Consider the following 13,356-nt stretch of genomic DNA (forward strand, 5'->3'; position numbering starts at 1 on the left):
ACAATAGCGCCGTTCTCAACGGGGTGCTGCATCACTGATGTGCGCTGAGATAATACCCGTCGAACCTGATCCGGATAACGCCGGCGAAGGGATTTGAGGCTGTTTCTCAAAATCCTTTGCCACTCAACCCTGAGGTGCAAAGTGTTAAAAAACGTTCTTCCTCTGCTGGCGCTGTTTGCGCTGCCTGTTTTTGCTAAACCTGTTTTGACGGTCTACACCTACGACTCCTTCTCCGCCGACTGGGGCCCCGGCCCGGTGGTGAAAAAAGCCTTTGAAGCCGACTGCAACTGCGAGCTGAAGTTCGTGGCGCTGGAAGATGGCGTGTCGCTGCTCAACCGTCTGCGCATGGAAGGCAAAAACAGCAAGGCCGACGTGGTGCTCGGGCTGGATAACAACCTGCTGGAAGCCGCCACGCAAACCAGACTGTTTGCCAAAAGCGGCGTATCGGCAGATGCCGTCAACGTGCCGGGCGGCTGGAAAAACGACACCTTCGTTCCCTTCGATTACGGCTACTTTGCGTTCGTCTACGATAAAAACAAGCTGAAAAATCCGCCGAAGAGCCTGAAAGAGCTGGTCGAAAGCGACCAGAAATGGCGCGTGATTTATGAAGATCCGCGCACCAGCACGCCGGGCCTGGGGCTGCTGCTGTGGATGCAGAAAGTCTACGGCGACAAAACGCCGGAGGCGTGGCAGAAGCTGGCTGCGAAAACCGTTACGGTCACGAAAGGCTGGAGCGAAGCCTATGGCCTGTTCCTGAAAGGCGAAAGCGACCTGGTGCTGAGCTACACCACCTCTCCGGCCTACCACATTATTGCCGAGAAGAAAGATAACTACGCCGCCGCGAACTTTGCCGAAGGGCATTATCTCCAGGTGGAAGTGGCGGCGCGGACCGCTGCCAGCAAGCAGCCGGAACTGGCCGAAAAATTCCTGAAATTTATGGTCTCCCCGGCATTCCAGAACGCCATTCCGACGGGCAACTGGATGTACCCGGTCACCGACGCGGCGCTGCCGGCAGGCTTTGAGGAGCTGGACAAACCGCAGACCGCGCTGGAATTTACGCCGCAGCAGGTTGCCACTCAGCGCGCCGCATGGATAAGTGAATGGCAACGCGCCGTCAGCCGCTGATCCCCGGCTGGTTAGTGCCCGGACTGATTGCCGCCATACTGATGGTGATCGTCAGTCTGGGCGCGTTTCTCGCGCTGTGGTTTAACGCGCCAGAGAGCGATCTGCTCGCGCTCTGGCGCGATAGCTATCTCTGGCACGTCATCCGTTTCTCCTTCTGGCAGGCGTTTCTCTCCGCGCTGCTGTCAGTCACCCCGGCCATTTTCCTCGCCCGCGCCCTCTATCGCAGACGTTTCCCCGGCAGGCTGGCCCTGCTGCGCCTGTGCGCCATGACGCTGATCCTGCCCGTGCTGGTGGCGGTGTTCGGGATTCTGAGCGTATACGGTCGCCAGGGCTGGCTGGCCTCTCTCTTCAACCTGCTTGGTCTGGAATGGACCTTCTCCCCTTACGGCCTAAAGGGCATTCTGCTGGCGCATATTTTTTTCAATATGCCGATGGCAACGCGCCTCTTTTTACAGGCGCTGGAGAACATTCCCGGCGAGCAGCGTCAGATTGCGGCCCAGCTTGGCATGCGCGGCTGGTCGTTCTTCCGTTTTGTCGAATGGCCGTGGCTGCGACGTCAGATCGCCCCGGTTGCCGCGCTGATCTTTATGCTCTGCTTCGCCAGCTTTGCCACCGTCCTTTCGCTCGGCGGCGGCCCGCAGGCCACCACCATTGAGCTGGCGATCTATCAGGCCTTAAGCTACGACTACGATCCGGGGCGCGCCGCGCTGCTGGCGATCGTGCAGATGCTGTGCTGCCTGGCGCTGGTGTTACTTAGCCAGCGGCTGAGCAAAGCGATCCCCGCAGGAAGCAATAACATTACCGGCTGGCGCGATCCGCAGGACAGCCTGCACAGCCGCATCTCGGACGTGATGCTGATCGCGCTGGCGCTTCTGCTTCTGCTGCCGCCGCTGCTGGCCGTGATCGCCGATGGCCTCAACAGGAATGTGGTGTCGGTACTGCAACAGCCGGTCCTGTGGCAGGCCACGTGGACCTCGTTGCGCATCGCGCTGGCAGCCGGGCTCATGTGTGTGATCCTGACCATGATGCTGCTCTGGAGCAGCCGCGAGCTTTACGCGCGGCATGCCCGTAAAGCCGGACACGCGCTGGAGGTGACGGGTATGCTGATCCTGGCGATGCCGGGCATCGTGCTGGCGACCGGTTTCTTTTTACTGTTTAACAGCACCATCGGCCTGCCGGAAAGTGCCGACGGCATCGTCATTTTTACCAACGCCTTAATGGCCATCCCGTATGCGCTGAAGGTGCTGGAAAACCCGATGCGGGATGTTAACAGCCGGTACAGCGCCCTGTGCCAGTCCCTTGGCATTATGGGCTGGCGGCGGCTGAAAGTGGTCGAGCTGCGCGCCCTGAAACGGCCGCTCGCCCAGGCGATGGCCTTCGCCTGCGTGCTGTCGATTGGAGATTTTGGCGTGGTGGCCCTCTTTGGCAACGAGGATTTCCGCACGCTGCCGTTCTGGCTTTATCAGCAAATTGGCTCCTACCGCAGCCAGGACGGTGCCGTCACGGCGCTGCTCCTGCTGCTGCTGTGCTTTGCCTTATTTACCGTTATCGAAAAACTTCCGGGGCGTGATGTTAAAACTGACTGATGTAACCTGGCTTTACGAGCACCTGCCCATGCGTTTTACCCTCTCCGTTCGTCAGGGAGAGCGAATTGCGGTGCTTGGCCCAAGCGGGGCCGGAAAAAGTACCCTGCTCAATTTGATTGCCGGTTTTTTACAGCCTGCCAGCGGGTCGATCGTCATTGATAATGGCGAGTATACCTACGCTCCGCCGGCTAAGCGCCCGGTGTCGATGCTGTTTCAGGAAAACAATCTGTTTAATCACCTTACGGTGTGGCAGAACATCGCGCTGGGAATCGATCCGGGGTTAAAGCTCAATGCTGCGCAGCGTCAGAAGCTGGCGGCGATTGCCGAACAAATGGGCCTGTCCGCGTTGATTACCAGACTGCCCGGCGAGCTTTCCGGCGGCCAGCGTCAGCGCGTGGCGCTGGCACGTTGCCTGGTGCGCGAACAGCCGCTGCTGCTGCTCGACGAACCCTTCTCGGCCCTTGATCCAGCCCTGCGACAGGAGATGCTCTCGCTGGTTGAGGAGGTTTGCCAGCGCCAGCAGATCACGATGCTGATGGTTTCGCACAGCATTGAAGATGCCGCACGCATCGCGCCGCGATCGGTAGTGATCGCGGAGGGGCGGATTTTGTGGGATGGCACAACCGACGCCTTGATGAGCGGGAAAGAAAGCGCGTCAGGATTACTGGGTATAAAACCGTAGGCCGGGCAAACGCAGTGCCGCCCGGCGTTTAACGGCTCACCACCTTCAGCAGGATCTCGCCGTACACCGGCATCAGCGGGTGACGAATCAGCGCGACCAGCGCGACCACCGCCACGCCCAGCGTCAGCGGGGCCAGCCAGAGCAGGCGCGTGCGCGGGAGATAGCGCGTCAGGCGATCGACGCTGGCTTTCGCGCTGCGCCATAGCCGCCAGCAGAGCCAGACCGCCAGCCACAGCAGCACCGCCGTTCCCAGCAGCAGCCATTTGAACTCACCGCTTTGCATACCGTCAGGAATATCAATGGCCGCGCCTGCCAGAATACCCGGCAGGAAGTAGAACGGCGGCCAGAAGACGCAGCCAATGATGTTCGGCACCACGAATTTCGCGACGGGCAGGTCCAGCATCCCGGCAACCATCGGCACCAGCGGACGCGTTGGGCCAACGAAGCGCCCCACGAGGATGGTGAACATGCTGTGCTGATGCAGCGCATGCTCGGTTTTATCCAGCAGCGCTTTGTTCTTTTTCATGAACGACCAGCGGTGCAGCGGCTTCTTAAAGCGCCAGCCCAGCCAGAAGGAGATCCAGTCCCCCAGCAAACAGCCGATAATCCCGGCCATCCACGCCTGCCAGAAATTGACCTCACCGCTGCCGATAAGCGCCCCAAGCCCCGCCATCATCACGGTGCCGGGCAGGATCAGCCCGACCAGCGCCAGCGATTCCAGAAACGCCACCAGCGCCACGGCGATGAGCGAATACATAACGGACTGGGTAATAAAATGTTCCAGCAATGCCTGCATAACTATTCCGGTCAGAAAACGAATCAGCGATTCTGCTTAGCGCCCTGCACCGCGTCAAGGCAACAATTGTCTGAATAGTTTACAGGGTGCTTTCTGAGTTCACCTGTATGTTTAGCTTTTTTTACCGATTATTCACATCCCGCGCGAAATTCACTGGGGCTGGCGCCGGTGCACTTCTTAAACACGCGAGAAAAATAGAGCTGATCTTCAAAGCCCACGTTACGTCCGACGGTGGCGATAGGCATTCGGGTGGTGCTGAGCAGCAGTTTCGCCTGGCTGATGCGCTGATCCTCACGCCAGCTGAGCACGCTCACGCCAAGCTGCTGGCGGAACAGGTGTGACAGGCGAGACGGCGAAAGACAGACGTGCTGGGCAACGCTGGCGATATCAAACTGGCTGTCGGCCAGATGGTCGCTGATGTACTGGCAGGCATCACGGACGCGGTTGTCCAGCGGCGGGTTAAGCGATTCGTTGATCGCCTCCATGCGGCGCAGCAGCACCTGCTCAAGCAGGTTGATCGCCAGCAGCTCGGCATAGCGCCCGCCCGCCTGCCCCGCCTCAATAATTTGTGCGAACAGCTCACGAAACTGCGCCAGATGCGCCTCATCCGGACGATAAAAACCGGTTTGCGCGAAAATAGCCGGCCATGAGAGCCACTCCTGCCAGTAGGCGCGCGGGCGGAAATAGACCCACTGGTGATACCACTCTTTGGCATCCGGGTGACGCCCGTAGTGGTGGATCTCCCCCGGCGGGAACAGCAGCATATCGCCCGGGCGGCAAACAAACTGCCGATCGCCGTTTTTGATCACCCCTTCCCCGCGTACGGTCAGGTTCAGAATATACCCTTTCATGCCGAGCGGTCGGTCGACGTAAAAATCGAGATACCCCTCGGCCTCAATTGGCGTCAGCCCCGCCACCAGATGGGCATTAAATGAGTATCCCGGCAGCAGGGGATCGTTTTGCGGTTCGGCCATAGATTCAGTTCTCCAAAGGGTCCTGAAGGAAACCATTTGTCCATATCGTTAAAAGCAGTATAAAAATGGCCCGCGAAAAGATCCAAAAAGCATCACGCCTCTTTTACGTCCGCCATGTTTCAGCCTTTTCCCCTGATTTTTCTGCCGACACGGGCAGAGAAGCAGTAACAAAAGTGTCTATAAGTGCGGCAGAAATGTCCACATTGAATATTTGCACGGCGTCACACTTTCCGTTGCTACAGCAATTTAGTCCATAAGATTAGCGGATCCTGCCTGACGATTTTTGTCCCCAGTCTCTAATGTTCTTCCATACCTGTTTCGGATGGAGCAACACCATGGCAATTGCAATTGGCCTCGATTTTGGCAGCGACTCGGTTCGCGCGCTGGCAGTGGACTGTACGACTGGCCAGGAGATAGCAACCAGCGTTGAGTGGTATCCGCGCTGGCAAGAGGGGCGCTACTGCGATGCGCCAAACAACCAGTTCCGTCACCACCCGCGCGATTACATTGAATCAATGGAAGCGGCGATCAAAACCGTGCTGGCTGAACTGACGGACGCCCAGCGGGCCGACGTCGTGGGGATTGGCGTCGACAGCACTGGCTCAACGCCGGCCCCTGTCGATGCCGAAGGCCGCGTGCTGGCGCTGCGCCCGGAGTTTGCCGACAACCCGAACGCCATGTTTGTGCTGTGGAAAGACCATACCGCCGTGGAAGAGGCGGAAGCCATCACCCGCTTATGCCATCAGCCGGGCAAGACCGACTACTCACGCTATATCGGCGGGATTTACTCCAGCGAGTGGTTCTGGGCGAAAATCCTGCACGTTACCCGCGCGGACGCTTCGGTCGCCCAGGCCGCGGCATCATGGATTGAGCTGTGCGACTGGGTGCCCGCACTGCTCTCCGGCACCACTCGCCCGCAGGATATCCGCCGCGGACGCTGTAGCGCCGGACATAAATCCCTGTGGCATGAAGGCTGGGGCGGTCTTCCTCCGGCAGCGTTCTTCGATGAGCTTGACCCGATCATCAACAAAAACCTGACATACCCGCTCTTTACCGACACCTTCACTGCCGATATTCCGGTCGGCACGCTCTGCGAAGAGTGGGCGACGCGTCTCGGCCTGCCGCAAAACGTGACCATTTCCGGCGGCGCGTTCGACTGCCACATGGGCGCCGTGGGCGCGGGTGCGCAGCCTAACACGCTGGTGAAAGTGATTGGCACCTCTACCTGCGACATCCTGACGGCAGATAAGGCCAGCGTCGGCGACCGCGCGGTAAAAGGCATCTGCGGCCAGGTTGACGGCAGCGTGGTGCCGGACTTTATCGGCCTTGAAGCGGGTCAGTCCGCGTTTGGCGATATCTACGCCTGGTTTGGCCGCGTGCTCGGCTGGCCGCTGGATCAGCTGGCTGCCGCGCATCCTGAACTGAAAACGCAGATTATCGCGAGCAAAAAACAGCTCCTGCCGCAGCTCACTGAAGCCTGGGCAAAAAATCCGTCTCTCGATCACCTTCCGGTGGTGCTGGACTGGTTTAACGGTCGCCGCACGCCGTACGCGAACCAGCGTCTGAAAGGGGTGATTACCGATCTCAACCTGGCAACCGACGCGCCCGCGCTGTTCGGCGGCCTGATTGCTGCCACCGCGTTCGGCGCGCGCGCCATTATGGAGTGCTTCACCGAACAGGGCATCGACGTGAATAACGTGATGGCGCTGGGCGGTATCGCCCGTAAAAACCCGGTAATTATGCAGGCCTGCTGCGACGTGCTGAACCGGCCGCTGCAAATAGTGGCCTCCGATCAGTGCTGTGCGCTGGGCGCCGCGATTTTCGCTGCCGTGGCCGCAGGCGTACATGCGGATATCCCGACCGCGCAACAGCATATGGCGAGCGCCGTCGAAAGTACGCTCCAGCCGCAGCCTCAGCAGGCACAACGCTTTGAACAGCTTTATCAGCGCTACCAGCAATGGGCAAAAAGCGCCGAACTTCACTATCTCCCTGTCGCCGCCCCGGCCAAAAGTACCGCGGACACTACGGCAACCCTGACACATTAAGGACACGATAATGACCATTTTTAATAATTATGAAGTGTGGTTTGTGATTGGCAGCCAGCATTTGTACGGGCCGGAAGCGTTGCAGCAGGTGACGAAACATGCGGAGCACGTAGTTAACGCGCTGAACGCGGAAGCCAAACTGCCGTGCAAACTGGTGCTGAAGCCGCTGGGTACGACGCCGGACGAAATCACCAACATCTGCCGTGATGCCAACTACGACGACAAATGCGCCGGCCTGGTGGTGTGGCTGCACACCTTCTCACCGGCCAAAATGTGGATCAACGGCCTGGCAATTCTCAACAAACCGCTGCTGCAATTCCACACTCAGTTCAATGCCTCCCTGCCGTGGGACAGCATCGACATGGACTTTATGAACCTGAACCAGACCGCGCACGGCGGCCGCGAGTTCGGCTTCATCGGCGCGCGCATGCGCCAGCAGCACGCCGTGGTGACCGGCCACTGGCAGGACGGCCAGGCACAACAACGCATTGGCTCCTGGATGCGTCAGGCGGTCTCTAAGCAGGACACCCGTCACCTGAAGGTGGTGCGTTTTGGCGACAACATGCGCGAAGTGGCGGTCACCGACGGTGACAAAGTGGCCGCGCAGATCAAGTTTGGCTTCTCCGTGAACACCTGGGCGGTGGGCGACCTGGTGCAGGTGGTGAATGACATCAGCGAGGGTGACGTTAACGCGCTGGTAGATGAATATGAAAGCAGCTACCGCCTGACGCCTGCGGCGCAAGTTAACGGCGACAAGCGCCAGAACGTGCTGGATGCCGCACGCATTGAGCTGGGCATGAAGCGCTTTCTGGAACAGGGCGGCTTCCACGCCTTTACCACTACATTTGAAGACCTGCACGGCCTGAAACAGCTGCCGGGTCTGGCAGTACAACGTCTGATGCAGCAGGGCTACGGCTTTGCGGGCGAAGGCGACTGGAAAACTGCCGCTCTGCTTCGCATCATGAAGGTGATGTCGACCGGTCTACAGGGCGGCACCTCCTTTATGGAGGACTACACCTACCACTTCGAGAACGGCAACGATCTGGTGCTCGGCTCGCACATGCTGGAAGTGTGTCCCTCTATCGCGGTTGAAGAGAAACCGATCCTTGACGTGCAGTACCTCGGCATTGGCGGCAAAGCGGATCCGGCCCGTCTTATCTTTAACACCCGTACCGGTCCGGCCATCAACGCCAGCCTGATCGACCTCGGCGACCGCTTCCGCCTGCTGGTGAACTGCGTCGATGCGGTTGAAACCCCGCACTCTCTGCCGAAGCTGCCGGTCGCCAATGCCTTGTGGAAAGCGCAGCCGGACCTGCCAACCGCGTCAGAGGCGTGGATCCTGGCGGGTGGCGCGCACCACACCGTCTTCAGCCATGCGCTTGACCTGAACGATATGCGTCAGTTTGCCGAGCTGCACGACATCGAGCTGACCGTGATTGATAACGACACCCGTCTGCCAGCCTTTAAAGACGCGCTGCGCTGGAACGAAGTCTATTACGGTTCAAAACGCTAAGTACGCAATGCCCGGTGGCACTGCGTTTACCGGGCCTACGATCCTGTAGGCCGGATAAGCGAAGCGCCATCCGGCACTGGAGACAACCATGTTAGAAGATCTCAAACGTCAGGTACTTGAAGCTAACCTGGCGCTGCCAAAACATAACCTGGTGACCCTGACCTGGGGCAACGTCAGCGCCGTTGACCGGGAAAAAGGGGTATTCGTGATCAAGCCTTCGGGCGTGGATTACACGGTGATGACCGCAGAGGATATGGTCGTGGTCAGCATCGAAACGGGTGAAGTGGTCGAAGGCAACAAAAAGCCCTCATCCGATACGCCGACTCATCGCCTGCTGTATCAGTCCTTCCCGACCATCGGCGGTATCGTGCATACCCATTCGCGTCACGCGACCATCTGGGCGCAGGCGGGCCAGCCCATTCCGGCCACCGGCACCACCCACGCGGACTACTTTTACGGCACCATTCCCTGCACGCGTCTGATGACCGATGCGGAGATTAACGGTGAGTACGAATGGGAAACGGGTAATGTGATTGTCGAAACCTTCGAAAAACAGGGGATCGACGCGGCGCAAATGCCCGGCGTACTGGTGCACTCCCATGGCCCGTTTGCCTGGGGGAAAAATGCGGAAGATGCGGTGCATAACGCGATAGTGCTGGAGGAAGTCGCCTACATGGGGATCTTCTGCCGCCAGCTGGCGCCGCAACTGCCGGATATGCAGCAAACCCTGCTTGATAAGCATTATCTGCGCAAGCACGGCGCGAAGGCGTACTACGGGCAGTAATTATGGTAAAGATGTCTGAACATCAGGCATCTTTACCATTCATCAAATTAATTATTAATAATTGAAAGATAAAAACATGATATTTGCTCATCAACATTTCTTTTGTTACAACAACGTATCGAAAAGGAGATTGATAGATGAGCAACAGGAAAGATATTACTGACGGGGCATTCGCAACCACAAAAAAAAATGGCCTTATTTACACCGAAGAATTAGGATGGGTAGATTTAGGTCATGCCCAAGGGAATGATGCGAGAAGGTTAAAAAGCAAACTAGATCAAGAATGGCACTCGACATACTATAAAGAATTTAATGATTGGTATTTCCCGGTTTCCTATAATCAGGAGATGATAGCACGTAAAAATATTTTAGGCATGGATCTATCCTTTCAAACGGGCGTCTTTACAAAAATTATGGTTCGCTCATGCCTATCCCCATTTATGAAAGCAAGAGTCGCCTTGACATTGATGTATGGGACGGCAAAAAGATTCGAGGCATGGCAAAATTCCCTCCTCTTTCGCTGGTATACTGACAGCGGTTTTAGTGCGGAAGCCTTACTTTCAGATTTAGTTGGTTTTTATCGTGTTTTTGGTTCTGGCCCCGATCCACTCTGGCTAGCAAAACCTGTGTCATATCAGACAGCAATTCAGATATGGGATGCAAGTGGTTCACCCGGAAAGTTTAAGAACAGAAAATTTTCTCCTTATTTATTTCAAAAAAAAGTGCCCTTTAAATATGGCGAGCCTATAAAAAGAGAACTGCCTGAATGGATGAATTATATAAATCCATTAGACCACGCAAACTCAGGATCACTCTTTAATGAATATAAGAACAGCCCCATAAAAAGCTACTTTCGTAAAGATAATCAACTAAATCATGAACTTTACGGAACCATATCAATAAAAAACAGTAAAACTTACTCAACCTCCCCTTTTGAACGGCCATTATTTTTTCTACTAAATCCTCATACACCAGTAAGTCGTTGGTGAATCATGAAAAGATACATGTTTATTCTCGCAATCTTGCTCCTGGCTCCTTTTTTATTTTTCTTTAGTGCTTTTGCATTTAAATCTGGAGACCATCATTACAAACGTGATGATTTATTCTCATGGTGGCTCTATACCCCTAATTCGCTAAAAGACGCGCCTCAATTATCAACAGATATGATATTTAGCTATAGCTATGATATCGATCATCAAGAAACAATAGTAAGCATCCAATATAAAAACATAAAAGACATTACTAAGCAGGAACAAAAAATATTTAACTTCATTAATAAATTCAAAGGGATTAGCAAATATAACTGTTCATGGGTTTATAAAAACCATAACGATTACAGCAATGATTATCAACGCTATTGTGTATATAAAAAAGGCAACACTCTGGAACTTGAGTTTTTTGAAATCGCAAAATAAACGCTGTATAAAAACACAGCAAACCAGGCTATAATCAGGTTTTGTTTTGTGGGATCACAGCGTGGCACAGGCGCAAGAAGGCTTTTTACTGACCCGACACTGGCGGGATACTCCTCAGGGCACCGAGGTTGCGTTCTGGCTGGCGACGGATAACGGCCCGCTGCACGTTACCCTGCCGCCTCAGGAGTCCGTGGCGTTTATCCCTGAAGGCCACGTCGAGAAGGTAAAGCAGCTGCTGCGCGGTGAAAACGGCTGGCGTCTCACGCCTCTTGAGCTAAAAGATTTCCACCGTCAGCCGGTGTATGGCCTTTACTGCCGCGCCCATCGCCAGCTGATGCGCTACGAAAAGCTGCTGCGCGAAGCGGGCGTAACGCTCTACGAAGCGGACATTCGCCCGCCGGAACGTTTTCTGATGGAGCGGTTTATCACCGCGCCCGTCTGGGTGGATGGCGCGGAACAGAATGGCAGTCTCGTGAACGCGCGCCTCAAGCCTAACCCGAATTATCGCCCCCCGCTCAAGTGGGTCTCGCTGGACATCGAAACCACCCGCCACGGCGAACTGTACTGCATTGGCCTGGAAGGCTGCGGACAGCGGGTTGTCTATATGCTCGGGCCACCGAACGGCGATGCATCCGCGCTGGATTTTCAGCTAGAGTACGTCAGCAGCCGCCCGCAGCTGCTGGAGAAGCTTAACCAGTGGTTTGCCGAGCACGATCCGGACGTGCTGATAGGCTGGAACGTCGTCCAGTTTGACCTGCGCGTGCTGCAAAAACATGCCGAACGTTACCGCATTCCCTTAATACTGGGACGCGGCAACAGCGAGCTGGAGTGGCGTGAGCACGGTTTCAAGAACGGCGTTTTCTTTGCCCAGGCCAATGGTCGCCTGATTCTCGACGGCATCGAGGCGCTGAAATCCGCCTTCTGGAACTTCTCGTCATTCTCCCTCGAAGCGGTCGCCCGGGAGCTGCTCGGCGAAGGGAAATCCATCGACAATCCCTGGGATAGAATGGACGAGATTGACCGGCGCTTTAACCAGGATAAGCCGGCGCTCGCCACCTATAACCTGAAAGACTGCGAGCTGGTGACGCAGATTTTCCACAAAACCGAGATCATGCCTTTTCTGCTGGAGCGCGCGACGGTGAACGGCCTGGCGGTCGACAGGCACGGCGGCTCGGTAGCGGCCTTTAGCCACCTCTATTTTCCACGAATGCACCGTGCGGGCTACGTTGCGCCCAACCTCGGGGACGTGCCGCCGCAGGCCAGCCCCGGCGGCTACGTGATGGATTCTCGGCCCGGGCTGTATGACTCGGTTCTGGTGCTGGACTATAAAAGCCTGTACCCGTCGATTATCCGCACCTTCCTGATTGACCCGGTAGGGCTGGTGGAGGGGATGGCGCAGCCAGATGATGAACACAGCACCGAAGGTTTTCTTGGGGCACGCTTCTCGCGCGAAAAACACTGCCTGCCGGAAATCGTGGGAAACATCTGGCACGGCCGCGACGAGGCGAAACGCCACGGCAACAAACCGCTCTCGCAGGCGCTGAAAATCATTATGAACGCCTTTTACGGCGTGCTGGGTACCAGCGCCTGCCGCTTCTTTGATCCGCGTCTGGCGTCGTCCATCACCATGCGCGGGCACGAGATTATGCGCCAGACCAAAGCGCTGATTGAATCCCGGGGCTATGACGTCATTTATGGCGATACCGACTCCACCTTTGTCTGGCTGAAAGCCGCCCATTCGGAAGACGACGCCGCGCAAATCGGCAAAGATCTGGTCGCCTTTGTGAACGACTGGTGGCGCGAAACTTTGCAAAAAGAGCGGTTAACCAGCGCGTTAGAGCTGGAGTTTGAAACCCATTTCACCCGCTTTTTAATGCCAACCATTCGCGGAACCGACCAGGGAAGCAAGAAGCGCTACGCCGGGCTGATTCAGGAAGGTGAAGCGCAGAGGATGGTGTTTAAGGGGCTGGAGACGGTGCGCACTGACTGGACGCCGCTGGCACAGCAGTTCCAGCAGTCGCTCTACCTGCGAATATCCCGCGACGAGCCTTATCAGGATTACGTGCGCGACACCATCGCCAGCCTGATGGCGGGTGAACTGGATGACCAGCTGGTGTATCGCAAACGCCTGCGCCGCCCGCTGGCAGAGTATCAGCGTAACGTTCCCCCTCACGTGCGCGCCGCGCGGCTGGCGGACGAAGAGAACGTTCGTCGGGGACGCGCGCCGCAGTATCAGAACCGGGGGACGATAAAATACGTCTGGACGACGAACGGACCGGAACCCGTTGATTATCAACAGTCGCCTCTCGATTACGATCACTACCTCACCCGCCAGCTTCAGCCGGTTGCGGAGGGAATTTTACCGTTCATCGACGACGACTTTGCTACACTAGTGACAGGACAACTTGGGCTATTTTGACGCGTGACGAAACCGTT

11 protein-coding genes and 1 riboswitch are annotated in these 13,356 nt (G+C 56.6%); of the genes, 9 read left to right on the forward strand and 2 right to left on the reverse strand.

Annotated features, from left to right (window positions below; translation table 11 throughout):
* Positions 1–9: 9 nt before the first annotated feature.
* Positions 10–110, forward strand: a riboswitch (TPP riboswitch).
* A gap of 31 nt (positions 111–141) precedes the next feature.
* From thiB to thiQ, 3 genes are read left to right on the forward strand one after another with little or no spacing between them, the layout of a single operon-like run.
* The gene (gene thiB, locus N5C09_RS14600) at positions 142–1,125 is read left to right on the forward strand and encodes a thiamine ABC transporter substrate binding subunit (RefSeq protein ID WP_279749295.1); all 984 of its coding nucleotides are present in this window, start codon (positions 142–144) and stop codon (positions 1,123–1,125) included.
* Positions 1,101–2,711 (forward strand): thiamine/thiamine pyrophosphate ABC transporter permease ThiP, encoded by a 1,611-nt coding sequence (thiP, locus tag N5C09_RS14605; protein ID WP_279749296.1) that lies wholly within the window; start codon positions 1,101–1,103, stop codon positions 2,709–2,711. The genes thiB and thiP overlap by 25 nt, the downstream gene beginning before the upstream one ends.
* Positions 2,695–3,393: a thiamine ABC transporter ATP-binding protein ThiQ gene (gene thiQ / locus N5C09_RS14610; RefSeq protein WP_279749297.1), complete on the forward strand. Its 699-nt coding sequence runs from the start codon at positions 2,695–2,697 to the stop codon at positions 3,391–3,393. Before thiP ends, thiQ begins: the two co-directional genes overlap by 17 nt.
* 28 nt (positions 3,394–3,421) lie before the next feature.
* Here thiQ and N5C09_RS14615 read toward each other — a convergent pair whose 3' ends face one another.
* Both N5C09_RS14615 and araC read right to left on the reverse strand, forming a co-directional pair.
* Positions 3,422–4,189, reverse strand: coding sequence for a DedA family protein (locus tag N5C09_RS14615; RefSeq protein WP_017383796.1), 768 nt, complete (start codon positions 4,187–4,189; stop codon positions 3,422–3,424).
* Positions 4,190–4,317: 128 nt separating this feature from the next.
* Positions 4,318–5,163 (reverse strand): arabinose operon transcriptional regulator AraC, encoded by an 846-nt coding sequence (araC, locus tag N5C09_RS14620; protein WP_028015490.1) that lies wholly within the window; start codon positions 5,161–5,163, stop codon positions 4,318–4,320.
* Between the two features lie 335 nt (positions 5,164–5,498).
* Between araC and araB the strand changes: the two genes are divergently transcribed.
* From araB to polB, 6 genes are all read left to right on the forward strand, one after another.
* Positions 5,499–7,208 (forward strand): ribulokinase, encoded by a 1,710-nt coding sequence (gene araB / locus N5C09_RS14625; protein ID WP_203465642.1) that lies wholly within the window; start codon positions 5,499–5,501, stop codon positions 7,206–7,208.
* Positions 7,209–7,218: 10 nt separating this feature from the next.
* Complete coding sequence (gene araA, locus N5C09_RS14630) at positions 7,219–8,721, forward strand: L-arabinose isomerase (protein ID WP_063450678.1); 1,503 nt, start codon at positions 7,219–7,221, stop codon at positions 8,719–8,721.
* An 88-nt stretch (positions 8,722–8,809) separates the two neighbouring features.
* Positions 8,810–9,505, forward strand: a complete 696-nt coding sequence (gene araD, locus N5C09_RS14635) for an L-ribulose-5-phosphate 4-epimerase (RefSeq protein ID WP_279749298.1) — start codon at positions 8,810–8,812, stop codon at positions 9,503–9,505.
* Positions 9,506–9,642: 137 nt separating this feature from the next.
* Positions 9,643–10,494 carry a hypothetical protein gene (locus tag N5C09_RS14640; protein WP_279749299.1) on the forward strand — a complete coding sequence of 284 codons (852 nt, stop codon included), beginning with the start codon at positions 9,643–9,645 and terminating at the stop codon, positions 10,492–10,494.
* A gap of 15 nt (positions 10,495–10,509) precedes the next feature.
* Positions 10,510–10,920 carry a hypothetical protein gene (locus N5C09_RS14645; protein WP_239005141.1) on the forward strand — a complete coding sequence of 137 codons (411 nt, stop codon included), beginning with the start codon at positions 10,510–10,512 and terminating at the stop codon, positions 10,918–10,920.
* Between the two features lie 61 nt (positions 10,921–10,981).
* Positions 10,982–13,339 carry a DNA polymerase II gene (gene polB, locus N5C09_RS14650; protein WP_279749300.1) on the forward strand — a complete coding sequence of 786 codons (2,358 nt, stop codon included), beginning with the start codon at positions 10,982–10,984 and terminating at the stop codon, positions 13,337–13,339.
* Positions 13,340–13,356 lie beyond the last annotated feature (17 nt).

The organism is Enterobacter sp. GD03975, assembly GCF_029838645.1.
GTDB lineage: Bacteria > Pseudomonadota > Gammaproteobacteria > Enterobacterales > Enterobacteriaceae > Enterobacter > Enterobacter quasihormaechei.

Bases quoted from the DNA above. Each gene is read 5' to 3' on its own strand.
- thiP (WP_279749296.1), top strand. From the start codon at position 1,101: ATGGCAACGCGCCGTCAGCCGCTGATCCCCGGCTGGTTAGTGCCCGGA.
- thiQ (WP_279749297.1), top strand. From the start codon at position 2,695: ATGTTAAAACTGACTGATGTAACCTGGCTTTACGAGCACCTGCCCATG.
- N5C09_RS14615 (WP_017383796.1), bottom strand. From the start codon at position 4,189: ATGCAGGCATTGCTGGAACATTTTATTACCCAGTCCGTTATGTATTCG.
- araC (WP_028015490.1), bottom strand. From the start codon at position 5,163: ATGGCCGAACCGCAAAACGATCCCCTGCTGCCGGGATACTCATTTAAT.
- araB (WP_203465642.1), top strand. From the start codon at position 5,499: ATGGCAATTGCAATTGGCCTCGATTTTGGCAGCGACTCGGTTCGCGCG.
- araA (WP_063450678.1), top strand. From the start codon at position 7,219: ATGACCATTTTTAATAATTATGAAGTGTGGTTTGTGATTGGCAGCCAG.
- araD (WP_279749298.1), top strand. From the start codon at position 8,810: ATGTTAGAAGATCTCAAACGTCAGGTACTTGAAGCTAACCTGGCGCTG.
- N5C09_RS14640 (WP_279749299.1), top strand. From the start codon at position 9,643: ATGAGCAACAGGAAAGATATTACTGACGGGGCATTCGCAACCACAAAA.
- N5C09_RS14645 (WP_239005141.1), top strand. From the start codon at position 10,510: ATGTTTATTCTCGCAATCTTGCTCCTGGCTCCTTTTTTATTTTTCTTT.